The sequence below is a fragment of the Kitasatospora sp. NPDC058162 genome (assembly GCF_042884005.1).
GTDB lineage: Bacteria > Actinomycetota > Actinomycetes > Streptomycetales > Streptomycetaceae > Kitasatospora.
This window is the reverse complement of the sequence record NZ_JBHVUS010000001.1, coordinates 296,661-319,945: the sequence shown is the minus strand read 5'-3', so window position 1 is coordinate 319,945 and position 23,285 is coordinate 296,661. Positions and strand designations below refer to the sequence as shown.

20 protein-coding genes are annotated in these 23,285 nt (G+C 71.9%); 12 read left to right on the top strand and 8 right to left on the bottom strand.

What is annotated here, in order from left to right:
- Positions 1-46 precede the first annotated feature (46 nt).
- The 3 genes from ACFVXG_RS01310 (at position 47) to ACFVXG_RS01300 (ending at position 3,304) form a co-directional block, all read left to right on the top strand.
- A complete protein-coding gene (locus ACFVXG_RS01310) occupies positions 47-181 on the top strand; it encodes a hypothetical protein (RefSeq protein WP_387923117.1) in 135 nt (44 codons plus the stop codon).
- A gap of 52 nt (positions 182-233) precedes the next feature.
- On the top strand, positions 234-2,165 hold the full coding sequence (locus tag ACFVXG_RS01305) for an ABC transporter substrate-binding protein (protein ID WP_387923116.1): 1,932 nt from the start codon (positions 234-236) through the stop codon (positions 2,163-2,165).
- Between the two features lie 182 nt (positions 2,166-2,347).
- Positions 2,348-3,304 carry an ACP S-malonyltransferase gene (locus ACFVXG_RS01300; RefSeq protein ID WP_387923114.1) on the top strand — a complete coding sequence of 319 codons (957 nt, stop codon included), beginning with the start codon at positions 2,348-2,350 and terminating at the stop codon, positions 3,302-3,304.
- Positions 3,305-3,632: 328 nt separating this feature from the next.
- On the opposite strand, the gene ACFVXG_RS01295 is transcribed toward ACFVXG_RS01300, so the two are convergent.
- Positions 3,633-4,328 (bottom strand): TetR family transcriptional regulator, encoded by a 696-nt coding sequence (locus ACFVXG_RS01295; protein ID WP_387923112.1) that lies wholly within the window; start codon positions 4,326-4,328, stop codon positions 3,633-3,635.
- Positions 4,329-4,435: 107 nt separating this feature from the next.
- Between ACFVXG_RS01295 and ACFVXG_RS01290 the strand changes: the two genes are divergently transcribed.
- Positions 4,436-5,305: an SDR family NAD(P)-dependent oxidoreductase gene (locus ACFVXG_RS01290; RefSeq protein ID WP_387923110.1), complete on the top strand. Its 870-nt coding sequence runs from the start codon at positions 4,436-4,438 to the stop codon at positions 5,303-5,305.
- Between the two features lies 1 nt (position 5,306).
- Here the strand turns inward: ACFVXG_RS01290 and ACFVXG_RS01285 are convergent, their stop codons facing one another.
- A complete protein-coding gene (locus ACFVXG_RS01285; RefSeq protein ID WP_387923108.1) occupies positions 5,307-5,762 on the bottom strand; it encodes a MarR family winged helix-turn-helix transcriptional regulator in 456 nt (151 codons plus the stop codon).
- Positions 5,763-5,936: 174 nt separating this feature from the next.
- Between ACFVXG_RS01285 and ACFVXG_RS01280 the strand changes: the two genes are divergently transcribed.
- Together ACFVXG_RS01280 and ACFVXG_RS01275 are read left to right on the top strand one after the other, a co-directional pair.
- Entirely contained in the window at positions 5,937-7,505 is a 1,569-nt protein-coding gene (locus tag ACFVXG_RS01280) for an MFS transporter (protein WP_387923106.1), read from the top strand.
- A 72-nt stretch (positions 7,506-7,577) separates the two neighbouring features.
- Entirely contained in the window at positions 7,578-9,590 is a 2,013-nt protein-coding gene (locus ACFVXG_RS01275) for an aldehyde dehydrogenase family protein (protein WP_387923104.1), read from the top strand.
- A gap of 26 nt (positions 9,591-9,616) precedes the next feature.
- Here the strand turns inward: ACFVXG_RS01275 and ACFVXG_RS01270 are convergent, their stop codons facing one another.
- On the bottom strand, positions 9,617-10,465 hold the full coding sequence (locus ACFVXG_RS01270) for an AraC family transcriptional regulator (RefSeq protein WP_387923102.1): 849 nt from the start codon (positions 10,463-10,465) through the stop codon (positions 9,617-9,619).
- Between the two features lie 55 nt (positions 10,466-10,520).
- Here ACFVXG_RS01270 and ACFVXG_RS01265 point away from each other — a divergent pair, with 55 nt between their 5' ends.
- Positions 10,521-11,822: a CynX/NimT family MFS transporter gene (locus ACFVXG_RS01265; protein ID WP_387923100.1), complete on the top strand. Its 1,302-nt coding sequence runs from the start codon at positions 10,521-10,523 to the stop codon at positions 11,820-11,822.
- A gap of 38 nt (positions 11,823-11,860) precedes the next feature.
- Here the strand turns inward: ACFVXG_RS01265 and ACFVXG_RS01260 are convergent, their stop codons facing one another.
- On the bottom strand, positions 11,861-12,961 hold the full coding sequence (locus ACFVXG_RS01260; protein ID WP_387923098.1) for an acyl-CoA dehydrogenase family protein: 1,101 nt from the start codon (positions 12,959-12,961) through the stop codon (positions 11,861-11,863).
- 301 nt (positions 12,962-13,262) lie between these two features.
- Between ACFVXG_RS01260 and ACFVXG_RS01255 the strand changes: the two genes are divergently transcribed.
- Positions 13,263-14,360, top strand: a complete 1,098-nt coding sequence (locus ACFVXG_RS01255; protein WP_387923096.1) for a pyridoxal-phosphate dependent enzyme — start codon at positions 13,263-13,265, stop codon at positions 14,358-14,360.
- 455 nt (positions 14,361-14,815) lie between these two features.
- Complete coding sequence (locus tag ACFVXG_RS01250; RefSeq protein WP_387923094.1) at positions 14,816-15,937, top strand: TIM44-like domain-containing protein; 1,122 nt, start codon at positions 14,816-14,818, stop codon at positions 15,935-15,937.
- Positions 15,938-16,024: 87 nt separating this feature from the next.
- Here ACFVXG_RS01250 and ACFVXG_RS01245 read toward each other — a convergent pair whose 3' ends face one another.
- Positions 16,025-16,423, bottom strand: a complete 399-nt coding sequence (locus ACFVXG_RS01245) for an LLM class flavin-dependent oxidoreductase (RefSeq protein ID WP_387923092.1) — start codon at positions 16,421-16,423, stop codon at positions 16,025-16,027.
- Positions 16,424-16,433: 10 nt separating this feature from the next.
- On the opposite strand from ACFVXG_RS01245, the gene ACFVXG_RS01240 reads away from it, so the two are divergent.
- The 3 genes from ACFVXG_RS01240 (at position 16,434) to ACFVXG_RS01230 (ending at position 19,588) form a co-directional block, all read left to right on the top strand.
- Entirely contained in the window at positions 16,434-17,045 is a 612-nt protein-coding gene (locus tag ACFVXG_RS01240) for a GMC oxidoreductase (protein WP_387923090.1), read from the top strand.
- A 397-nt stretch (positions 17,046-17,442) separates the two neighbouring features.
- Entirely contained in the window at positions 17,443-18,489 is a 1,047-nt protein-coding gene (locus tag ACFVXG_RS01235) for an LLM class flavin-dependent oxidoreductase (protein ID WP_387923088.1), read from the top strand.
- Positions 18,490-19,117: 628 nt separating this feature from the next.
- Complete coding sequence (locus tag ACFVXG_RS01230; RefSeq protein ID WP_387923086.1) at positions 19,118-19,588, top strand: LuxR C-terminal-related transcriptional regulator; 471 nt, start codon at positions 19,118-19,120, stop codon at positions 19,586-19,588.
- Positions 19,589-19,602: 14 nt separating this feature from the next.
- On the opposite strand, the gene ACFVXG_RS01225 is transcribed toward ACFVXG_RS01230, so the two are convergent.
- The 3 genes from ACFVXG_RS01225 to aroA all read right to left on the bottom strand — a co-directional run bounded on the left by ACFVXG_RS01225 (position 19,603) and on the right by aroA (position 23,150).
- Positions 19,603-20,409: an alpha/beta fold hydrolase gene (locus ACFVXG_RS01225; protein ID WP_387923084.1), complete on the bottom strand. Its 807-nt coding sequence runs from the start codon at positions 20,407-20,409 to the stop codon at positions 19,603-19,605.
- A gap of 164 nt (positions 20,410-20,573) precedes the next feature.
- Positions 20,574-21,641 (bottom strand): histidinol-phosphate transaminase, encoded by a 1,068-nt coding sequence (gene hisC, locus ACFVXG_RS01220; RefSeq protein ID WP_387923082.1) that lies wholly within the window; start codon positions 21,639-21,641, stop codon positions 20,574-20,576.
- A 159-nt stretch (positions 21,642-21,800) separates the two neighbouring features.
- Positions 21,801-23,150 carry a 3-phosphoshikimate 1-carboxyvinyltransferase gene (gene aroA, locus ACFVXG_RS01215; protein WP_387923080.1) on the bottom strand — a complete coding sequence of 450 codons (1,350 nt, stop codon included), beginning with the start codon at positions 23,148-23,150 and terminating at the stop codon, positions 21,801-21,803.
- Between the last annotated feature and the right edge of the window lie 135 nt (positions 23,151-23,285).

Below are 23,285 nucleotides of genomic sequence, written 5' to 3'. Positions count from 1 at the left end.
AACGGATTCCTTCAACGGATTCCTTCACGAGAGGACATGAAGGGGCATGGTCAAGAAGATCGCCGTCCTGGTCGGGGACATCGGCGCCGCGGTGGCACCCGCGCCCTCCCCGGCGGCACCGCACGAGTCCTCCGTCCACGGCGGAGGCTCCGGCGGCGGCGCCGACATCGGGCCCAGCTGATCCGGTGGGGCTCATGACCACCCCGGTGTCCCGCTTCTCACGGAAGGTCCTCATGCACATCGGCAGAGTCCGCAGAGTCCGCAGATTCCTGGCGAAGGCGGGTGTCGTGGCCGTCGCCGTCGCGACCGTCGGAGCGGCCACCACGGTCGCCGCCGCCGAACCCGCCGACGGCGCCCCCGGCTTGGCCGGCAAGCCGCACGCCAAGTACGGCGGGACGGTCCGCATCGCGCAGCGGCCCAACGACAGTCCCAATGTGATCTGGCCGTTCATGGACGTCAACCAGGTCACCTCGATCAACATCGGGGAGTTCCAGCAGTTCTTCTTCCGGCCGCTGTACTTCGCCGGACGGGACGACCGGATCGCCATCGACGACGACCTGTCGCCGGCCCGGGCCCCGGAGTGGAGCGCCGACGGACGGACCGTCACCATCGGCCTCAAGAACTGGAAGTGGAGCAACGGCGAACGGCTCACCGGCCGCGACGTCCAGTTCTGGATCAACATGTCCAAGGCCGAGAAGGACCACGACGGTTACTACACCCCGCCGATGACCATCGCCGGGAAGACGACCAACTACTTCCCGGACAACGTGGTCTCCACGGCGGTCGCCGAGCACGGCATCTCGATCACCTTCGACCAGGCCTACAACCGGACCTGGGTGCTGCAGAACGTCCTCACCACGATCACCCCGATGCCCCGGGCCTGGGACGTGACCGGCCCCGACGGCGCGCGCGGCCGGTGCGCGGCGGACGCGGTGGACAGCCCGACGCTGAAGGCCGACTGCGACCCGGTCTTCCGCTACCTGAGCGCGGCCTCCGTCGACAAGAAGACCTTCGCGACCAACCCGCTCTGGCAGATCACGGACGGGCCCTGGAAGCTCAAGTCCTATGACGCGGGGACCGGTTACTACTCCATCGTCCGCAACAAGGCCTACTCCGGCGTCCACCGGCCGTACCTGGACGAGGTCGACTTCGTCCCGTACAAGAACGCCGAGGCCCAGTACGCGGACCTCCAGGCCGGCGCGTCCAGCCCGAACGCCCTGCAGATCGGCATCCTGCCCAAGGCCCACGCGGCGCGCTACAACCCGAACGACCTCCAGGCCGGCAACCCGCTGGCCGGACAGGGCTACCACATCGCGCCGCTGACCTACCTGGACTCGATCAGCTACTACCAGCTCAACTTCCGCAGCACCCGGCACGGCAAGCTGTTCCGGCAGCCCTACTTCACCAAGGCGCTCCAGGACTCCTACGACCAGCAGGGCGTCATCGACGGCGCCCGCAAGGGCTGGGGCCACCCCACCATCGGCGCCGTGCCGGCGATCCCCGCGGGCAACCCCCTGTCGCCCAACGCCCAGCAGCACCGGATCAAGTTCGACCTCGCCGAGGCCCGCAGCCTGATGGCCGCCAACGGCTGGGACCTGAGCACCACCCCGGCCGTCTGCCGCAACCCGGGAACGGGCCCCGGCCAGTGCGGTGCCGACATCGCCGCCGGCGACAAGGCCGAGTTCGACCTGGACTACCAGGCCGGCAACGCCGACCTGCCCGGGATCATGGCCTCCTACCGCGCCAACCTCGCCCAGTCGGGGATCTCCGTCAACCTGGCCGAGGTACCCGTCGACCGCCTCCAGACCGAGGCCTCCCTGTGCACCCCGGCCAACCCCGCCGGCTGCGCCTGGGACGCCGCCCTGTACGGCGGTTGGGTCTACTCGCCCCAGCTCTACCCGACCGGCGACTCCCTCTTCGCCACCGGCGCCGCGGCGAACGTCTGGGGCTACTCGGACCCGCACCTGGACGAGCTGATCGCCAAGTCGATCACCAGCAACGACGTCCAGGACATGTACGCCTACGAGGACTACGTCAACGACCACCAGCCGGTGATCTACACCGACGAGATCGTGGCCGTCTACGAGGTGTCCAACAGCGTCTACATGCCGGTCCAGGACCCCTTCGAGGGCTACCAGCCGGAGTTCTGGTACTACACCAGGTGAGGCCGGGGCCGGGACGCCGGCCTCCTGTCCGCTCCGGCGGGGAAACCGTCGGTGGCATCGCCCAGATACGCGGGCGTGAAGCGGCGTCCGCGTCTAGCGTTGGCGGCGACTCGCAGTTCCCCGACGCTCCGGTCCGCGCCCTCTGGGGGCGGACCGGAGCGTCCCCGAGAAGGAGTGTGGCGATGCTCGTACTCGTTGCCCCCGGCCAAGGTGCCCAGACGCCCGGCTTCCTGACCCCCTGGCTCGAACTCCCCGGTGTGGAGGACCGGCTTCGGGAGTGGTCCGCCACCAGCGACCTGGACCTGGTCCACTACGGCACCGAGGCCGACGCGGACGACATCCGTGACACCGCCGTCGCGCAGCCGCTGCTCGTGGCCTCGGCGTTGATCTCGGCGCGGCAGCTCTTCCCGACCGCAGCAGACCTGTCGCGCCTGGCGGGGGCGGTCGCCGGCCACAGCGTGGGCGAACTGGCGGCCTGCGCGCTCAGCGGCGTGGCGCCGGAGGAGCAGGCCGTGATCCTCGCGCGGAAGCGCGGACTGGCGATGGCCGAGGCCGCCGGCCTCGCCGAGACCGGTATGGCCGCGCTGCTCGGCGGCGAGCCCGAGGACGTGCTGCCGCACCTGGAGAAGCTGGGCCTGACCCCGGCGAACATCAACGGCGCGGGCCAGATCGTGGCCGCGGGCACCGCCGCGCAACTGGCCGCACTGGCCGAGGACATGCCGGAGGGCACCCGCAAGGTGGTCCGCCTGAAGGTCGCCGGCGCCTTCCACACGGCCCACATGGCCCCGGCCGCGACGGCCCTGGAAGCCGCGGCCGCCGAGCTGACCGTCACCGACCCGCACACCCGGTACGTGTCCAACAAGGACGGGCAGGTCGTCAGCTCGGGCACCGAGGTCGTGGCGCGGCTGGTGAGCCAACTGGTCAGCCCCGTGCGCTGGGACCTGTGCATGGAGACCTTCAAGGAACTCGGCGTCACCGCGCTCCTCGAACTGGCCCCGGGCGGAACCCTGACCGGCCTCGCCAAGAGGGCCCTGCCCGGGGTGAAGACCCTCGCACTGAAGCGCCCGGAGGATCTGGACGCGGCCCGGGAACTGATCGCCGAGCACGCCACCGAATCCGCCACGAGCCCGACGGCGTAGCCGGGGTGGGGCCGCTGCCGACGGTCTCGCATCCGAGGATCGTGGGCAGCGGCTACCAGGGCAGTGCTTCCCCTCCGGACGAGTACCAGCGGACGTTGGTAACGCCCGCCTTGCCGGAGTCGGCCAGGCGGATTCTCCGGACACCGCGACGGGAACGCCCTCGCCCATCCGACCCATGCGCGGCCCACCCCGTGTCCGGCCTCGCGGTGAGGCAGCCCGATCTCCGTCCGTGTCCGGGCCAACGACTCACCCGGCGCCCCGTCACCGAAGCGGTCGGCTGTCACCTGGCCGGAGGAGTGCGACGCCCCGGGAACGGCCGGGCGAAGGGTCACGGCGCCGTCGAGCGGGCGGCGTAGCCGGTGAGGAGGGCGGTGAGGATGTCGGTCAGCTGGGGTTCGACGTCCACGATCGCGTGGGCGAGTTCGGGTTCGGAGGCGTAGAAGTCGCGCAGGCCCGTGCCGGGGGCTGCCATCTGCCACATGGCTCCGGCCATCGAGGTCGCGGTGGCGACGACGCTGTGGGCCTGGTTGAAGCGCAGCGGTGTGACCGTGCAGAGCGTGGAGCTGATCTCCGCCACGGCGGCGAGGGCGCGCTTCTTGAAGGCCCGGACCCGGTCGAAGGAGACGTTCCGTTCGAGGTTCAGCGGCGTGTGCGCGAGGAGGTCGCAGAACAGCGGGCGTGCGGCCAGCGAGTGGGCGATCACGGCGGCGGTCTGCTGCGCGGTGCGATCCCCTTCCGGGCCGTCGGCGCCGGGGCCGTTCCTGAGGTCCTCGAGGTCGGCGCACACGGCGGTGGACCATTCGTCCCAGGCGCCGGTGGCCAGCTGCAGGAAGATGTCCTCGCGCGTCTCGAAGTAGCGCAGCATGGCCGACTTGTGCATGCCGACCTCGTCGGCGATGGCGCTCGCGGTCACCTCCCGCACGCCGTTGGCCGTGGCGAGCCGGGCGGCCGCCGCCAGGATGGCGTCCTCCCGGGCGCGCTTCGCCTCGGGGCTGCGGGCGCGTTCGAAGTCGAAACCAGTCACCGTCGAAGTGTACTCGCTTAGTGCAACCGCGTTGTAGTTCACGCCGTTGGCCCAGATCTGAACGCAACTTGGTTGCGGTATTAGTGCAACCGTGTTGCACTAGCTCTATGAGTACACAGCCCAGCACCTGGTTCATCACCGGCTCCTCCCGCGGCTTCGGCCGCTCCCTGGCCACCGCCGCCCTCGCCGCCGGCGACAACGTCGTGGCCACCGCCCGCAGGCCCGAACAGCTCGCCGAGCTGGCCGTCCAGTACGGCGACCGCGTGCTCCCGGTGGCCCTGGACGTCACCGACGCCGCCGCGGCCGAAGCGGCGCTCGCCGCCGGGCTCGAGAAGTACGGGCGGATCGACGTGGTCGTCAACAACGCCGGCTACGCCAACCTCTCGCCCGTCGAGACCACGAGCGAGACCGACTTCCGCCGGCAGTTCGAGACCAACTTCTGGGGCGTCTACAACGTCTCCCGCGCCGCGCTGCCGCTGCTGAAGAAGCAGGGCGCGGGCATCGTGGTCCAGTTCTCCTCGATCGGCGGGCGCGTCGGCCACACCCCCGGGCTCGGCTCCTACCAGGCGGCCAAGTTCGCCGTCGACGGCTTCACCCGCGTCCTGGCCGCCGAGACCGCGCCGTTCGGGATCCGCTACCTCGTGGTCGAACCGGGCGGATTCGCCACCGACTGGGCCGGGGCCTCCATGCGGATCGACGACCTGCCCGCCGAGTACGGCGAGACCGTCGGCGCCCTGGCCGAGCTGCTGCGTGGCGGCGCCGCGCCGGGCGACCCCGACCGGGCGGCGGACATCCTCGTGCGGATCGTCCACGCCGAGAACCTTCCCGGCCACCTGCTGCTGGGCGCCGGGGCGGTGCAGATGGCCTTGGACTACTCCCGAGGCCAGCTCGCCGAGGCCACCGCCTGGCAGGCCGTCTCCGCCTCCGCCGACACCGGCGCCGCCTACCCGGTCGACCTGCCCGGGGAGGGGTCCTAGATCACCCGGGGAAGACCCGGCCCAGGAGCCGCTGGAAGGCGTGCCGGTCCGCCTCGTCCAGCTGCGCCAGCCCGGTGAGGCTGGACATCAGCTCCACCCGGATCTGCCGTACGGTCCGCTCGCCCTCCTCGGTCAGCAGCACGTTCTTGATCCGCCGATCGGCCGGGTCCACCTCGCGGCGGACCAGTTCGCGGGCCTCCAGGCGGTCGACGATGCCGGTGACGTTGGAGGCGTCGCAGGCCAGCAGGTCGGCCAGGGTGCGCATGGGGCGGGGCTCGCGCAGGAGGCTGAGCGTCTTGCCCTGCATGAGGGTGAGGCCGCGTTCGGCCGCCAGTGCGGCGAAGTGCCGGTAGTAGGCGGCCGCGGCGGCGGCGACCTGGTCCATCAGCTCGACCGGCGTGGGGGCGGCGGCGCCGGTGGCCGACGAGGCGGCGGGCGGGGTGGCGGTCGGGGTCATGGGTCGAGTGTAGGCGGGATTGCTTGACTTCTTCAATCTTTCAGGTCTACCTTCAAGGCATTGCTTGAAGACATCAACCTTGCAGGCTTCAACCGTCCAGGTTCCGCCCGCTGTCTTCAGGCGCCGGCCCGGCCCGTTCCCCGTGCGGCCGGCCCCTCCCGGAAGGACCCCCTGATGAGCCACGCCGCCGGACGCGCCGTGCCCCGATCCGCCACCGGCACCGCCGCCGCCGGACAGCGCGGCCGTACGCCCCTGATCCTGACGCTGGGCCTGGCCGCGATGGTCGTGGCCATGGCCCAGACCCAGGTCGTCCCGATCCTCGCCCTGCTGCAGAAGGAGCTGCACACCGGCGCCGCCGGCGTCAGCTGGGTGACCACCGCGGCCCTCCTCTCGGCCGCCGTCTTCACCCCGCTGCTCGGCCGGGTCGGCGACCAGTTCGGCAAGAAGCGCACGCTGCTCGCCGTCCTCGGGGTCATGGTGGTCGGCTCGGTCATCGCCGCGACCACCACCTCGCTGGCCCTGCTGATCGTCGGCCGGGTGCTGCAGGGCTCCGCCACCGCGATCTTCCCGCTCGCCCTCTCCGTGATCCGCGACGAGGTGCCGCACGAGAAGCTGCACGGGGCGATGGCGCTGGTCAGCGGAACGCTGGCGTTCGGCAGCGGTCTCTCGCTGGTGGCCACCGGGCTGCTCACCCAGGGCTCGCACCCCGACTACCACCTGGTCTTCTGGTTCTCCACCGCGCTGACCGTGCTCGCCCTGGTGGCCGTCGCCGTCGTGGTGCCGCACGGCGGCTCGCCCTCCGGGGGCCGGGTCGACGTCCTGGGCGCGCTCACCCTGGCCGTCTTCCTGGTCCTGCTGCTGCTCGGCATCTCGCAGGGCCACGAGTGGGGCTGGTCCTCCGCCCGCACGCTGGGCTCGCTGGCAGGTGCCGCCGTCTTCGCCGCCCTCTGGGTGCTGGTCGAGCGACGGGTGCGCAACCCGCTCGTGGACATGCGGATGTTCGTCCACCGCCAGGTGCTCTTCACCAACCTGACCGGGCTCTTCGTGGGCTTCGCCTCGTTCGCCCAGTTCATCGGCATCTCCTACCTCGTCCAGATGCCCGGTCGGCTGACCGGCTACGGCTTCACCGCCTCGGTCCTGCGCGCCTCCGTCGAGTACCTGCTGCCCAGCGCCCTGATCGCGCTGGCCGCCGCCCCGGTCGGCGGCCAGCTGGTGCGACGGATCGGCGCCCGCTCCACCCTCGCGGTCGGCGCGCTGATCGGCGTGGCGGGCTTCGCCTGGCTGGCCTTCGGGCACGGCGCCGAGGGCGCGGTGATCACGGCGGGCATGCTCACCGGCATCGCGATCTCCTTCGGCTACGCCGCGATGCCCGCGCTGATCGCGGCCAGCGTGCCCCTGGAGCAGACCGGCATCGCCAACGGGATCAACTCCATCTCGCGCTCGGTCGGCAGCTCGATCGCCAGCGCGGTGGTGACCTCGCTGCTCGCCTCCAAGACGGTCAGCTACGCCGCGCTCGGTGGCGCCGCACTGCCCGCGGAGAGCCAGTTCACCCTCAGCTTCGTGATCGCCGCAGTCGCCCTGCTGCTGGCCGCCGTGGTCGCGATGGTCGGGCTCAGCAAGCACCACCGGCCGCTCACCGCGCAGGCCGACGAGCAGCCGGTCGCTGCACAGGCCGACGGGCAGCCGCGCGCCGTGGCTGCCACCGTGGGGACCGAGGCCGGGGCCGTCCCCAGCAAGTCCTGATCAACCCGCCGACTCCTGAGACTCCTGATCAACCCGTCACCCCGCAACTCCCTGCCGACCTGGAGCACCACCATGACTTCCGCCCTCTTCGTCGTCACCGGCGCCACGCACTGGACCCTCGCCGACGGCACCTCGCACCCCACCGGTTTCTGGGCCGAGGAGCTCGCCGAGCCGCACCGGATCTTCACCGAGGCGGGCTTCCAGATCACCATCGCCACCCCCGGTGGCGTCGCCGCCCCCGTCGACCGGGGCAGTCTGAGTGTCGAGGCCAACGGCGGTGCCGCGGGCGGGGGTCAGGAGAAGGCCGAGTGGCTGGCCGGCTACCTGGAGGCCATCCGCGCGGACCTGGAGCACCCCGCGAAGCTGGCGGAGGTCGACCCGCAGGCGTACGACCTGGTCTTCTACCCGGGCGGCCACGGCCCGATGGAGGACCTCGCCGTGGACGAGGCCTCCGGTCGGCTGCTCACCCGGGCGCTGGCGTCGGGCAAGCCGTTGGGCGTGGTCTGCCACGCCCCCGCCGCGCTGCTCGCCGCCCGGAACGAGGACGGCGGTTGGCCCTTCGCCGGCTACCGGATGACGTCCTTCAGCAACGCCGAGGAGCAGGCGGTGGGCCTGGCCGCGGGCGCCAAGTGGCTGGTCCAGGACCGCCTGGTCGAGCTCGGCGCCGAATTCGTCGAGGCCGCGCCCTTCACGCCGCACACCGTCATCGACCGCAACCTCTACACCGGCCAGAACCCGGGCTCCTCGGCCGAGTTGGCCCGCACCCTGGTCGCGGCCGTGGCCACCGACCCGGCCACCGTGGTGGCACGCGTGCGCGCCACCTTCGCCACCGGCCGCACCAGGACGCTCGATTGGCGCCTGACCCAGCTGCGTGCGCTGCGCGCGCTGCTCACCGAGCAGTCCGAGGCCTTCCTTGCCGCGCTCCACGCCGACCTGGGCAAGAGCGCGACCGAGGCCTACCGCGGCGAGGTCGGCTTCACGCTGAACGAGATCGACCACACCGTGGAGCACCTGGAGCAGTGGCTGCAGCCGCGGCCGGCCGCCGTCCCCGGCGCCTTCCTGCCCGCCGAGGCCCGGGTGGTCCGTGACCCGCTCGGCGTGGTGCTGGTCATCGCGCCGTGGAACTACCCGCTGCAGCTGGCTCTCGCCCCGCTGGTGGGCGCCCTCGCGGCGGGCAACACCGCCGTGGTCAAGCCCAGCGAGCTCACCCCGGCGACCTCGGCGGCGATCGCCCGGCTGCTGCCGCGCTACCTCGACCGGGAGGCCGTGGCCGTACTGGAGGGCGGTGTGCCGGAGACCACCGCGCTCCTGGAGCAGCGCTTCGACCACATCTTCTACACCGGCAACGGCCAGGTCGGCCGGATCGTCATGACGGCCGCCGCCAAGTACCTGACCCCGGTCACCCTGGAGCTCGGCGGCAAGAGCCCCGTGGTGGTCGAGCCCGGCGCCGATCTCGCCGTCACCGCCCAGCGGGTGGCGCGCGGCAAGTTCCAGAACGCCGGGCAGACCTGCGTGGCCCCCGACTACGTTCTCGCCATCGGCGACACCGCCACCGCGCTGGAGGCGCACCTGACCGAGGCCGTGCAGGCGCTGTACGGGGCGGACCCGGCGAGCAGCCCGGAGTACGGGCGGATCGTCAACGAGCGCCACCACGACCGGCTCACCGCCCTGCTCGGCGACGGCCGGACCGTCATCGGCGGCGGCCACGACCGCGCGCAGCGCTACCTCGCGCCGACCGTGCTGGCCGAGGTCTCCCCGGAGGCGCCGGTGATGCAGTCGGAGATCTTCGGCCCGATCCTGCCGATCATCGCCGTGCCCGACCTGGACGCCGCGATCGCCTTCATCAACGAGCGCGACAAGCCGCTCGCGCTGTACGCCTTCACCGAGTCGGAGCAGACCAAGCAGCGGCTGGCGGCCGAGACCTCCTCGGGCGGCCTCGTCTTCGGCCTCACCGTCTCCCACCTGGCCGTGCCCGAGCTGCCGTTCGGCGGCGTGGGCGAGAGCGGGATGGGCCGCTACCACGGCGAGTACTCGATCGACACGTTCAGCCACGCCAAGGCCGTCCTGGACAAGCCCCTCGGCTGACCGGGCGGGGCCGCCGCGCCCGCTGATCACGCCGGGGAGGGCAGTCGGTTTCGACTGCCCTCCCCGGCTTTCCCGTTCGGTCGGGACACCGGGGTGATCGAGCCGCTCCCGGTGGGGAGTTGACGATTGCGGTAGCGGCCGGGGGTCTCGCCGACGAGAGCGGCGAAGGCCTCGATGAAGGTCGTCGGGTTGGCCCAGCCGCAGGCGAGAGCGGTGTCCGTGACGGACTTGCCCGCGGCGAGCCGGGTGAGCGCGTGATGGACGCGGAGCTGAGTGCGCCACTGATGGAAGCTCATCCGGAGCTCCTGCCCGAAGAGCCGGCTGAGCGTCCGCTCGCTCGCCCCGACGCGCGCGCCGAGCTCGGCGAGAGTCTGCTGATTGGCGGGGTCGGCGTAGAGGATGCCGGTCAGCGCCCGGAGCCGGTCGTCGGCCGGCTCGGGCAGGTGCAGCGGCTGCTCGGGCGCGGCGGTGAGCTCGTCGACGACGACCGCGTGCAGCCGGTCGACCGCCTCCGGCGCCCGCCCGCCGGTGTCCGCCTCCCCGGCCGTGAGGGCGAGCAGGGCCTCGCGGGCGAGCCCGGAGACGGTGAGCACGGCGGGGTGCGTGGGTAGCCGGGCGGCGAGCGCGTCGGACAGGAACAGGATCCGCATGTCCGCGTTGCCGTGCGCGGTGTGGTGGTGCGCGAAGATCGCGGGAGTCCACGCCACCCGGGTCGGCGGAGCGATCCACGTACCGCGGGCGGTGGTCACGGACAGCACGCCGGTGGCCGGATAGACCAGGTGACCGCGGTCGTGAGCATGGGTGGGAAGCCGCTGCCCGTGCGCCAGGACGATGCGGCCGCGTTCCGCGGGATCAAGATGGCGGGTTTCCCTCATGGATTGGCATCCTATCGGTAGCCCGCCACCCCGGCTCCGCCCGAGAGTGGACGTCATGAACAGCCCAATAGCCCAACAGGCCCCAGCGGCCCGCCAGTCGGCGTCCCAGCAGCCGTCCCGTCAGCCGTCCCGCCCCGGACCGGCCGGGGCCCGCACCGTACGAGCCGCTCTCGCGTTCAGCCTGGCCGCGCTGAACCTGCGCATCGCCGTCGCGTCCCTGTCCCCCCTCCTCACCGAGGTCGAGCACGACGAACACCTCTCCTCGTTCGGCGGCGGAGCCCTCTCGACGGTGCCGGTCGTCTGCTTCGGGGCGTTCGCGTTCCTCGCCCCCCGGCTCACCCGCCGCTTCGGACCCCACCACCTGCTCTGGTACGCGCTGCTCGCGCTGACCGGCGGCATCCTGCTGCGCTCCGTCCCGGGCGTGCTCGCCCTGTTCGGCGGCACCCTGATCGCCGGTGCGGCGATCGCGGTCGGCAACGTCCTCATGCCGCAGCTCATCAAGCACGACTTCGCCGGCCGCGCCGGGCTGATGCTCGGCTGCTACTCCCTGGCCCTGTCCGGCGGAGCCGCGCTCGCCGCGGGCGTGGTCGTCCCGCTGGAGTCGGCCACCGGCTGGGGCTGGCGGCAGGTGCTCGCGCTGTGGGCTATCCCGTCCCTCCTCGCGGCCCTCGCCTGGCTCCCCGAACTGCTCACGTCGGACCGGCGTTCCCCGAACCGGCGTTCCCCGAGCCGCCCGCGGCAGGAGCCGGTGAAGCAGGGAGGCGCCGATACCGCTGGGGCGCTGTGGCGCGACCGAACCGCCTGGGCGGTCACCCTGTACATGGGCCTGCAGTCCCTCGGCTACTACGCGATCCTCGCCTGGCTGCCCACGCTCCTGCGGGACCACGGTATGAGCGGCAGCCAAGCCGGATGGATGCTCTCCTTCTCCAGCTTCCCCGGCATGGCCGCATCCTTCGCGGCACCCTGGTTGCAGCAGCGGCTGCGGCCGGCCTACCTCGCGCCCTTGGTGGCCGCCCTGCTGTGCGCCACCGGTTTCGTCGGCCTGCTCACGTCCCCCGTGTCGGGTGCCTACCTCTGGATGACCGCCCTCGGACTGGGCCAGGGCCTCGCCATCGGTCTCGCCCTCGGCTACATCGTCGCCCGCTCGCCCGACGCGCACCACACCGGCCGGCTCTCGACGATGGCCCAGGGGATCGGCTACCTCATCGCCTGCCTCGGCCCGCTCGGCCTCGGCCTGCTGCACTCCGCGAGCGGGGGATGGTCGCTGCCGGTCGCCGTGCTGCTCGCCGTACTCGTCGCGCAGACCGTCGCGGCCTTCGGCGCGAGCCGCAATCGCCATGTCCTGGCGCCCTCCTGAACGACCAGGGCCCGCCCGGCGAATGAAGTCCTCGGCCGTCACCCACGCCCCAGCTCCTGTTCGCCGATCCGGGACAGCAGGACGTCGTTGGGTGCTCCGATGATCGGCAGCGCCAGGGCGTCGCGGTAGTGGCGGTCCAGGGTGCGGTCGGTGGCGGCGTACCCGGCCCCGCCGCACAGTGCGGCCGCCTCCCGCACCACGTCCTGGAGGGTTCCGGTGCAGAACACCTTGGCCACGGCGGAGGTCATCGGCGCGCCCTGCGTCTCCGGCGGCTGCGGATCGAGCAGGGCGTGCCAGACCGTCCGCATCACCGCGACCTTGGCGGCCAGTTCGCCGGTCCGCAGGCGGACGGCGCCCTGGACGTCGGCCGGCCGGTGGGCCAGGCCGTCGCGCACGAAGCGCACCGTGTGTTCGAGGACGGCGTCGGCCGAGCCGACGGCCCGGGCCGCGTAGCTGGTCACGTCGTGGGTCAGGAGGGCGGCGGTCAGGTCGTGGCCCCAGCCGCCGAGCACCTCCTCCTCGGGGTCGAACTCGTAGTCGTCGAAGGTGATTTCGGCGAGCGAGATGCCGAGCATGCCGGGCCTCGGCAGCTCTGGTCCGACGGTCACCCCGGGGCGGGCGGGGTCCACCAGGACGCCCACGACGGCGCCGTCGCTGCGGGCGATCGCCAGCACCCGGTCGGCGTTGCGGGCGTTGGTCACCCAGCTCTTGCGTCCGTTGAGCCGGGCGACCGGGCCGCGCCGGGTGGCGCGGGTGCGCAACCCGGAGGGGTGGCCGACGCCCTGCTCGTGGTAGGCACGGGCGAAGACGCTCTCGCCCCGGGCCATCGCACCGAGCCAGCGCTCGCGTTGGCGCGGGGTGCCGTGCTCCGACATCTGTCGGCACAGCTTGAGGTGGGTACCGACCAGACCGGCCAACGACTGCCAGCCGCGGCCCAGTTCGTACCCGAGGAGGGCGATGTCGCGACGGCTCCAGTCGCCTCCGCCGTACTGCCTCGGCGCGGCTGCCCCGAAGGCGCCCAGCCGGGCCAACCGCCGTACCAGGGGCAGGGGGTAGCGGTCCTCGGGGTGGGCGGCCAGGTAGGGGCCGATCTCCTGCCGGGCGAACTGCGCGATCCCGTCCAGGCCCGTGTCGTCCATGCGTCGTGTGCTCGCTTCCGCTCCGCTGCCGCCCGACGCGGTGCCGACGCGGCCGGGGCCACCCGGACACCGGCCCCGAACCCCGCCCCCATGGTGAAGGCGGGACCGGCCGGCGAGGTGTCCGCCGGGCCGACGGTCACTCGTGCAGGTGAGTTTCGGCGGTCCGATGCCGAGATGCGACGGGACAGCCGGTTAGATGGGCCTCGGTGATTCGGGTCCGAGAACACGTCGTTCACCGCCGCCCGTTGAGCGGTCGCGGAGAGGGGAGCCGGTCATCGAGATCTACGCACAGGACGACGTCGTGCGGCGGTACGCGGCGTCGGCGCACCTGTCGGCCGACCCCGAGCGGATCCGCCGGGCGAGCCTCCAGGAGAGCGGACGCATCGTCCAACTGCCGCCCCAGCAAGGCGTCTTCGCCGACGTGCTGGACCTGTCGACGGGCAACACCACTGGCACCTTCAAGTCCTGGCTGGCCTGCCTGGCCGTCGCCCGCCACCTCGGGCGGGAACAGCCGATCGTCCTCGCCCAGAGTTCGGGGAACACCGCCAACGCCCTCGCCGCCTACGCCGCCCACGTCGGCCTGCGCGCGGTGATCCTCCACCCGCCGGCCTCCCGCCGCCGCATCGTCCCCCGGCTCGCCGAGTCCGACACCGTGCAGTTCGTCGAGGTGGACGCGCCGGAGCACCGCATCAAGGCCGTCCTGGCGGCCTGCGCCGAGACCCTGGGCATCCCGACCGCACCTTCCCCGGCCGACCAGGACGAGGCGAACAAGCTGCGCGCCTTCCTCCTGCGCGACGCCGGACGCGCACTGGACCGGCAGTGGGACTGGCACGTCCAGGCCCTGTCCAGCGGGTACGGGCCGCTCGGCTACTACGCCGGGCTGCGCGAGTTCGAGCACACGGAGCCCGTCCAGGTGCCCCGCTTCCTCGGCGTCCAGCAGGAGGCGGTCGCCCCGTTCGTCCGCGCCCTCGGCGGACAATCGGGCGGGACCGGCGCCGTCCCGATGCTCGAACCCACGCTGTTCCGGCAGACCCTCACCGAGGACCTGGTGCGGCGCATGCGGGAGCTGTGCGCGTACAGCCGCGGCACCGTCCGCGCCCTCACCAACACCCGCTACCTCCAATGGGAACCGCGTGCCGTTGCCCTGCTCCGGGCGGCCGGCGTCACCGTCGCCCTCGACCCCGACGGCACACCCCGCGAGCGCGCCGGCCTCTACGCGCTGGCCGGCACGCTCGACGCCATCGAGCAGGGCCTGATCCGCCCCGGCGAACGCGCCCTGATCGTCTACACCGGCGGCGCCGCCCCCACCCCCGCCGGCACCTACCGACCCCACTGGCACGCCCGCCAGGACGAGGCCCACGACATCGTCGCCCGCGCGGTCGCCAAGCTCCGCCCCTGAAGGCCCCGGAGCGACGGGGCTTGAGGGGGGTGCCGGGCTGCGAGGGGACGGGGAGGCGGTCACCCGGGTGGCCGTGGACCTCGCCGAAGCCGACCTGGTCACCATCGCCACCGAGGAACCGCCCGGCCTGCGCGACTGCTGCCCCGGGTCCCGGGGTCCCCCGGGCGACCCGCGCTTGTAGGCTCGTATGGAACAGCTCTGATTCTTGAAGGGGGAGCCCCGTGCGCGCCCGTCGGTGGATAACTGTGGTTGCCGGAGTCGTCGCACTGAGCAGCCCGACGGTCGCGTATGCCCGTGGCGGGGGCGGTAGCCACGGGTTCGGGGGCAGCGGGGGCAGCGGGGGCAGCCATGGTGGTGGTGGGGGCGGCCATGGTGCCGGGTTCCACGGGTCGACCGGCGGCGGTGGCTTCGGTTTCGGCTCCGGTGCCGGCAGCGGCGGTGGGCTCTTCCTCCTGTTGCTGATCCTGGCTGTCGTCCTCCTGATCCTGTGGCTCAAGTACCGGAGTCGGAAGGCGGGGCTGGCAGGCGGCCTGAACACGGTGTCCGACCGTACGGCGCACCGCGCGGACACGCAGGCGCGCGAGCGCGCCGCCCAGGTCGGGGCCCGGGTCGACGCCATCGCCGACACGGATGCGACCTTCGACCGCGCCGCGCTCGAGCGCCGTGCCGTCTGGCTGTACGTGACCGCCCAGCAGGCCTGGACCCGGCACGATCACGCCACGTTGCAGCAGATCCTGTCCCCGGTGCTCTACGGCAAGTGGGCCGACGAGCTGCGCGACTACGAGTCGCGCGGCGAGGTCAACGTCGTGGAGATCGTTTCCGGCCCGGAGGTCGAGCTGGTCGACGTCGCGAACCGTGCAGGCGAGCTGAACGACACCGTCACCTTCCGGGTCACCGCGACGCTCAAGGACTACGTACGCCGTGGCCCCGGCGGCCCGGACGCCGTGCGCAAGGACGGATCGTCGCGCCCGGTCGAGTACTGGACGTTGCGCAAGAGCCGGGCCGGAGAGTGGATCGTGTCGTCGGTGGAGCAGGCGGCCGAGGGTGCGCACCACCTGACCAGCGCCATCGAGACGGACGGTTGGGACCAGAAGGAGGTCGCTCGCGAGGCGGTGCTCGAGGTGGCCGGGAAGACCGCGGTCAGGGGGGTGGGCGACATCCTGTCGCTCACCAACATCTCGTGGAGCACGGATGCCGACACCGCCGTCGGCGATCTGAGCGTGCTCGACGGCCGGTTCGACAAGGCGGTTCTCGAGGTCGCCGTCGAGCGGTTCCTCGAGGAGTGGGTCATGAACGACGGCAGCCTGGACTTCACGGCTGTCCGCACGGTCGATCGCACCGTCATGCGTCATGCCGTCGTCCGGTCGGTCACGGTGCGCTCGCTGGTCTCACGCGACCCGATCGTCTTCCGTGTCGCGGTCGACGCCGAGGGTGTCTACTACGAGGTCGACCGGCGCAGCGAGCAGGTGCTCCGCGGTGACGCACGCGAGCGCAGGCCGATCACCTTCGCGTTCGATCTCAGGCTGGACGACACGACGACCGATGCGTGGACCGTGATCGCCGCCGACGTGGAGTAGCTGCGGCCCGTGCCGGGACCGACGTCCTGAGGACGGAACCGGGCACGCCGCCGGACGGAGCGGTCCCGCCGGGACCGGCTCCCGGGGCTACGGGAGCGGGGGGCCGGATTCGATCCGGGCGCGGACGAGTTCGACCGGGCCCCGGAACCAGCCCAGCTTCTCCACCCACCAGGTGAGGCCGGCCGCCCGGTACGGGGCGACGACCTGGGTGTCGTCGTCCCGCCGGAGTCCGGCTGTCCGGCCTTCCATGACGACGTCGAACGGCCGGCCCGCCCACAGTCCGTCGAGGACCTGGAGGGCTTCGTCCAGTTTCTCCGCACGCACCCGTGGGTCCGGATCATGGCCCAGTGCCTGGAACTCGGCCGCGGAGGACCCCAGACCGGCTCCGAAGACCAGGCGTCCGCCACTGATGAGGTCCAGCGCGACGGTGGCGCGGGCGACCTCGGCAGGGCGCTTGAGGGCGAGCACGCTCGCGTTCCACGTCAACTTCCGTACGGTGGCGCGGTTCAGTGAATCCGTCCGCGCCACCGAGGGCACCATCTTCACCGCGCAACTGCAGGAGTTCGCCGACCGCGGTGTGCGGGTGATGCCCGCGAACCTCACCCCGGGGTCGCTCGCCGCGGCGCTGGCCGCCCACCCGGCCGGGACCGTCGACCGGATGCCGGCCCAGCTGGACCGGATCGCGGTCTACACCACGCAGGTGAGCGTCCAGGGCACCGCGCGACTGCTGGCGGTACCCGGCCTCGGCGCGGTCCTGCGGCACGGCCTGACCGGGAGCGACCGGGACCTCCTCCGCTCCGCCTTCCGGTACACCGCCGAACTCCTGCTGGAGGCCGGCGCGGTCGAACTGCTGCCGCCCGCGCCCGTCGGCCTGACCACCGCCGCACAGGCGGCCGACTTCGGGCAGCACGGCCGGCCCGAGAACTGGGACCTCATCTCCGTCCACGCCATGGCGTCCTGCCGGATGGGCCCACCCGCCCTGGGCGGAGTGTGCGACGCCCAGGGACGCCCGTCGGCCTCACCAACCTGCGGCTGTGCGACGCGAGCGTCCTGCCCGGCGCCACCGGTGTCAGCCCGCAGGAGACCATCATGGGCTTCGCCCACCTGATCACGGCCCGGTACCTGGACCGGCCCACCGGCCGTCGGCCCCAGGACACTTGAGCGGCCGCGGTCGGACCGGGCAGGTGGCCCGGGAGCCCGGGCGGGCCCGGCCCGGCGGCGATCACACAACAGCTGATCGATCAACCCCCGGGGCAGTCCTGCCCACGTCGGGGGCGCTGGGACATAGGTCCTATGTTGACCGGACCGGAACCGTGCGAGGCTGAAGGAACGCGATCAACACGTTGGGGAACCACCCGGGGATTCGCCAGGACCGATTCCGTTCACTGGCCGACTGATTCTCGCCTAGCGCGGCCCGGGCATCAGATTTCGAGCCGATCGAAAGGTGGGTCTTGGTCGTGAGCGGCCTGTCAAGCCAACCGCAGTCAAACTCGAACGATCTGAGAGTGCACTGGAACTCGCCGCTCAGCGGGCAGCGCAAGGCCGCGGGGAAATACACGCTGGGCCGGCTCGACTTCGACGAGATCGTCGAATTCGCGCAGGAAGCGGACAGCCTGGGGGTGGACTCGCTCCTCATGGGGATCGGCTTCCACATGCCCGACCCGCTCCCGATGCTCGGCGCCCTGGTCCGCGAGACGAAACGCGTCAAGTTCATGCTGGCGTACCGTCCCGGGCTGCTTTCGCCGACCCTCTTCGCCCAGGTGATCAACACGGTCTCGTGGATGTCGGACGGGCGGATATCCCTCAATCTGGTCGCCGGCACCTCCCCGGCCGAGCAGGCCTATTACGGGGACTACCTCGCCCACGACGAGCGCTACGCGCGTTCCAACGAGTTCCTGGAAATCCTCCACCGGTTCTGGCGCAATGAGACCCCGATGAATTTCGAGGGCGAGCACTACCGCCTCAAGGACGCGCAGATCGGCCTGGGGTACAAGGGCGGAGGCCGTCCCGAGATCTACATCAGCGGGGCCTCGGAGGTGGCCCAGCAGACCGCGGTGGACCACGGCGACTGCTGGCTGCGGTACGGCGACACTCCCGAGGGGATGCGCGAGGCGGCGAAGAACGTCCTGGCGCAGGGCGGCCGGGTGGGGACCCGCATGCACGTGCTGGCGCGGGAGACCCGGGAGGAGGCGCTGGCGGATCTCGCCGCGATGATGGGCGATCCCGACGCGGAGCACCGGAAGCGGATCGCGGACGCGGTGGCCGCCACCGACTCCGTGGCGGTGAAGACCACCTTCCAGCTGGCCGAAACCGCGGAGTCCGACTGGATCTCCCCGATGCTGTACTCCGGCGCCGTGGCGTACCGCGGCGGGCCGGCCCTGTGTGTGGTGGGCAGCTACGGGGAGGTCGCGGCGTACCTCCACGAGTACAAGGCGGCCGGGATCAGCGAGTTCATCCTCTCCGGCTGGCCGACGCAGGAGGAGATGCGGATCTTCTACACCCGGGTGCTGCCGCTGGTGCGCGAGCTGGAGCGCGCCGGGCAGCCGGTGTGAGGGTCGGCGTACCCCCGCCGCGTTCCGCCGATTGACCGTGCCGGGCGCGGGCGGAGCCTTTGCTTCCCCGCGCCCTGCCCCGCCGTGCCGACCCGCGTTTCCGGCAGGATCGACCACGAATGACGACTCTTCCACGACGGATCTCCTGCAGCGCGAGGGATTGACGATCCCGGCATCCCCGACCATCGTGAAGCGGACCGGTGGAATCCGCTGTCCCGCCGGCCCCGGCCCCATGGCAGGGCGCCGGCGGATTTGTGCGCACATCGAGTCTTAACAAAAAGCTCTGGCCTGCCGGTGGCATCGATGAGTAGACTGAGTTGCTTTTGATCATTTTCAATCTGCACCCTGAGCGGGCTGTGCGGGGCGCTCTTGACCGATCATGAGCGTGCCGCCCGGTGATCACTGCACCGTTTCTTCACGGTGCCGCCATATTCCTCTGCGAACGTCTTGCTGCCGGTACGGGGGATCGCATTGACGTCATGCCTCGATGTCCTTTCCAGGGGTCCATTGGGCTCCTGTGTCCACTGCCCCGGTCGATGCCCCCTGTGACGTCCTGTGCTCCCCGGCCGGATGGAGCCCTCGGGCGTTTTCGTCACGCTCCTTGAGAGAAGGAAAGAAGAGGCAAGACGTGGAAGAGGCATCGGCTTCCAACCTCACCCTCCGCGAGTTAGACGTGCTCCGCCTGCTGGCCCGAGGGCTGAGCAACCGGCTCATCGCCCGGAGGCTGGACATCTCCGAGAAGACCGTCAAGAACCACCTCAGCAGCATCTATCCGAAGATCGGCGCCACCGACCGCACCCAGGCCGCGCTCTACGCCCAGCACGTCGGCCTGACCGACCCCGGGGCAGCTGCGTCCCCCTCGGCGTCCGCGCCCGTCCCCGAGCCGGGGGAGCCGCCGACCGACCCCGCCCTCACCGCCCGCGAATGGGGCGTACTCCGGCTGCTGGCAAGGGGGTTGAGCAATCGGGTGATCGCCCGGAGGCTGGAGATCTCGGAGAAGACCGTCAAGAACCACCTCAGCAGCATCTATCTGAAGATCGGCGCTGATCACCGCACCCAGGCCGCGCTCTACGCCCAACACGTCGGTGGCGCCTCCTGACGGATCGTCAATCGTCAACCCTCTTCGATGAGGAACTCCCGTACCAGCTTTCCCGCTTCGTCCCGACACTCCTCGAAGTAGGCGTGCCGGGCGCCCGGGAAGAGGTGTGCTCGGGCACCGGGGATGCGGGAGGCGAGCAGCCGCAGGTTGTCCGCCGGGGTGAGCCGGTCCTGGTCGCCGTGCAGGACCAGGGTGGGCGCCGTGATGCCCGGCAGTTCGTTCCATGCGTCGTGCTCGTTGCTGGCGACGAGGTGGCCGTGGCGCGCGTGCGGGGGCATCAGCGGGTCGCCGAGCGTGCGGTAGGGGCCGGGGTGCGCGGCCCGCCAGGCGGGGGAGTACATCAGGTCGGCCAGCACCCGGCGGACGGCCTCCGGGTCCGGCTGCGCGAGGGAGCGTCGCACCGACGCGTCGCGCTCCACGGCGTACGGGCCACCCGGGGAGGTGCACCCCAGGACCAGCCGGCGGACCCGCTCCGGGTGGCGGATCGCGAGCCACTGGGCGACCCGGCCGCCCATCGAGGTGCCGTACACATCGGCGCGCGCGATCCCCAGCGTGTCCAGGACCGCGACGACGTCGTCCGCGAACTGCCGTACGGAGTACGGTCCTTCGGGCTTGTCGCTGTCGCCGGTGCCGCGCAGGTCCAGGGTGAGGGTGGAGCGCACGGGGTGGAAGTCCTCGCGCACGCCGTCCCACCAGTGGTGGTCGTTCGCCTGCCCGGCGAGCAGCACCAGCGGCGGCCCCTCGCCGTGGTGCTGGTACGCCAGGGCGGTGCCGTCCTGGGCGTGGGCGAAGGCCGGGGCCGGCCGGCCGTGTTCGGTCATCGACGTCCTTCGAAGGGGCCTGCGGGGCGCGTGCGCGGCGCGCGCTGTCCTGGGTCCTCCACACGGTAGCGTGAAGCGGGACGCGCCATGAGCGCTATCGGTGTTCTGCCGGGTGGACTCCAGTGGGGCTCGACCGCTCGTCGGCGCCGTCCACGGGCGGGGCCTCAGGCCCGCCAGTCGCCGGCGATCTTCAGCAGGTGGTCGTTCTGCTCAGGGGTGCCGATGGTGATCCGCACCCCCTCGTCGCCGAAGGGGCGCACCATGACCCCCGCCGCCTCGCACGCGTCGGTGAACGCGGCCGAGTGCGAACCCAGGCGCAGCCAGACGAAGTTGGCCTGGCTGTCCGGAACGCTCCAGCCGGTGGCCCGCAGCGCCCGGCTGACCCGCGTCCGCTCGGCCACCAACGTCCGTACCCGGTCCAGCAGTTCGGGTTCCGCTCGGATCGAGGCCCGGGCGGCGGCCTGGGCGAGCCCGCTGACGCCGAACGGCAGGGCGCAGGCCCGCAGCGCGGCGGCGACCGGCGGATGCGCGACCGCGTAGCCGACGCGCAGCCGGGCCAGCCCGTACGCCTTGGAGAAGGTGCGCAGCACGGTGACGTTGGGGCGGTCGCGGTAGAGCTCGAGGCCGTCGGGCACGTCGGTGTCGTCGACGAACTCGCGGTACGCCTCGTCGAGCACCACCAGTACGTCGCCCGGCACCCGGTCGAGGAAGCGCTCGAGTTCGCCGCGGTGCACGGCCGTGCCGGTCGGGTTGTTCGGATTGCACACGATGACCATGCGGGTGCGGTCCGTCACCGCGGCGGCCATGGCCTCCAGGTCGTGCCGCTCGTCCCGCAGCGGAATCTGCACGGGAGTCGCCCCGACGGCCCAGACGAGCATCGGGTACGCCTCGAACGAGCGCCAGGCGAACAGGACCTGGTCCCCTGGGCCGGCCGCGGCGGCGAGCAGGTCCCTGGTGACCCCGAGGGATCCGGTGCCGGGCACCAGGTGCTCCGGGGGCACCGCGAGGGCCGCGGCGAGGTCGGCGACCAGTTCGCCGCTCTTCGCGTCGGGATAGCGGTTGACGCGCTCCAGTTCCTCGCGCAGCGAGGCGACGACCGAGGGCAGCGGGGGGTAGGGGTTCTCGTTCGACGACAGCTTGTCCACCTGGTCGCCGGGCGCGGGCCGGCCGGGGACGTAGCGGGGCAGCCCGGAGACGTCGGCGCGCAGCCGGGGGGCGGGTGCAGGGGGCATGGCGGGAACTTCCTGGACGGGGGAGGGCGGACGGTCGTGCGGGGCGTCGTAGCGCCGGGACTCCAGTACTCCAGGACTCCGGGACCCCGGGACTCCCGGGGGGCGTCCGCCGGGACGGGGGCGCGCGGGCACGGGGTCCGGCCCGCGCGCCGGGACCGGTCAGGCGACGGCTGCGGTGGGCGCGTCCTCCTCCTCGACGGCCGTGGTCCGCACGCCCGCCTTGGCGAACTCCTCCATGAAGCTGGGGAAGGACAGCCGGACGTCCTCGAAGCCCGAGAACCGGTTGGCGGACTGCATCCGCAGGCCGGCCACGAACAGCGACATGAAGATGCGGTGGTCGCCCCAGCTGGACAGCGTCACTCCACCGGGATAGGTCTGCGCGCCGCGGACCTCGAAGCCGTCGCAGATCCCGTCCTCGTACAGGACCTCGATGTCCACGCCCGCGCGGGTCAGTTCGGTGGCCATGGCCTCGATGCGCGACGCCTTGTGGAAGCGGGTGAGACGGCCGCCGGTCACCCGCAGGCGGCCCTGGACGTACGCCCCGAGGGCGGCGAGGGTGGGCACGATGTTGGGGCAGTCCCGCACGTCCACCTCGAAGTCGCCGGTCAGACTGCCGGGCGGGGTGTCGACGGTCAGGGTCAGGGCGTCCCGGTCGAGGGTGACGCTCACTCCGAGCTGCCGCAGGATCGGGACGATCGCGAACTCGCCCTGCATGCTGTCGCCGTGCACGCCGGTCAGGACGGTCCGGCCCGGGAAGAGCGCGGCGGCGGCCAGCAGGTACGAGGCCGAGGTGTAGTCCTCGTGGGTGGTGACGTCGTGGGCCTGGTAGGTGGAGGGCACCACCTGGTAGTGCCGCATGTCGTCCGAGGCGGACACCTTGATCCCCGCGTCCGTCAGGCTCGCGAGCGTCTGCCGGATGTACGACTGGGAGAAGACCTCGCCGGTCACCTCGATCTCCACCGGGCCGTCGGCCAGCGGGGCGGCGAACAGGATGGCGGTGATGAACTGCGAGCTGATGTCGCCCGGCAGCCGGCAGGTGCCGCCCTTCAGGCCTCCGCCCCAGTTGACGACCGGGGCTTTGTTCTCGTCGACGATCGACTCGATGTCCGAGCCGAGTTCGCGCAGCGCGTGGAAGAGGGGTTCCATCACGCGCTTGCGCAGGGTCGCGTCGGCCGCCACCACGACGGGCGTGGGCAGTGCCGAGGCCAGTGCCGTCATGACGCGGAACACCAGGCCCGAGCCGTGGGACTGGATGACGCGCCGGACGCTCGGGAGCGTCCCGCCGATGCCCTGGATCTCCAGGAATCCGTCGTGCTCGGTGATCTCGGCGCCGAGGGCGCGGCAGGCGTTCTTCATCGTCTCCGTCTCGGCGCACCGGAGGTCGTTGTAGACGCGTGACGTGCCCTCGGCCAGCGTGCCGGTCAGAATTGCCCGCTGCGTCTCCGGTTTCGAAGAGGGGACGCAGAAAGTTCCGGAAAAGGAATCGATCGGATCGACCTTCAGCAGCATCCTGGTATCTCCCGTTTCCCATCGGTCGCCGTCTCGTGTCGTGCAGGAGATGTCGCTTTGTTGTCCGGGGCCGGCGATGTCCTCGGAGCGTGTCATCCCGCCGCTTGGCGCTCGACGTCAAGGGCGGACCGCGGC

Bases quoted from the DNA above. Each gene is read 5' to 3' on its own strand.
- ACFVXG_RS01310 (WP_387923117.1), top strand. From the start codon at position 47: ATGGTCAAGAAGATCGCCGTCCTGGTCGGGGACATCGGCGCCGCGGTG.
- ACFVXG_RS01305 (WP_387923116.1), top strand. From the start codon at position 234: ATGCACATCGGCAGAGTCCGCAGAGTCCGCAGATTCCTGGCGAAGGCG.
- ACFVXG_RS01300 (WP_387923114.1), top strand. From the start codon at position 2,348: ATGCTCGTACTCGTTGCCCCCGGCCAAGGTGCCCAGACGCCCGGCTTC.
- ACFVXG_RS01290 (WP_387923110.1), top strand. From the start codon at position 4,436: ATGAGTACACAGCCCAGCACCTGGTTCATCACCGGCTCCTCCCGCGGC.
- ACFVXG_RS01285 (WP_387923108.1), bottom strand. From the start codon at position 5,762: ATGACCCCGACCGCCACCCCGCCCGCCGCCTCGTCGGCCACCGGCGCC.
- ACFVXG_RS01280 (WP_387923106.1), top strand. From the start codon at position 5,937: ATGAGCCACGCCGCCGGACGCGCCGTGCCCCGATCCGCCACCGGCACC.
- ACFVXG_RS01275 (WP_387923104.1), top strand. From the start codon at position 7,578: ATGACTTCCGCCCTCTTCGTCGTCACCGGCGCCACGCACTGGACCCTC.
- ACFVXG_RS01270 (WP_387923102.1), bottom strand. From the start codon at position 10,465: ATGAGGGAAACCCGCCATCTTGATCCCGCGGAACGCGGCCGCATCGTC.
- ACFVXG_RS01265 (WP_387923100.1), top strand. From the start codon at position 10,521: ATGAACAGCCCAATAGCCCAACAGGCCCCAGCGGCCCGCCAGTCGGCG.
- ACFVXG_RS01260 (WP_387923098.1), bottom strand. From the start codon at position 12,961: ATGGACGACACGGGCCTGGACGGGATCGCGCAGTTCGCCCGGCAGGAG.
- ACFVXG_RS01225 (WP_387923084.1), bottom strand. From the start codon at position 20,409: ATGACCGAACACGGCCGGCCGGCCCCGGCCTTCGCCCACGCCCAGGAC.
- hisC (WP_387923082.1), bottom strand. From the start codon at position 21,641: ATGCCCCCTGCACCCGCCCCCCGGCTGCGCGCCGACGTCTCCGGGCTG.
- aroA (WP_387923080.1), bottom strand. From the start codon at position 23,150: ATGCTGCTGAAGGTCGATCCGATCGATTCCTTTTCCGGAACTTTCTGC.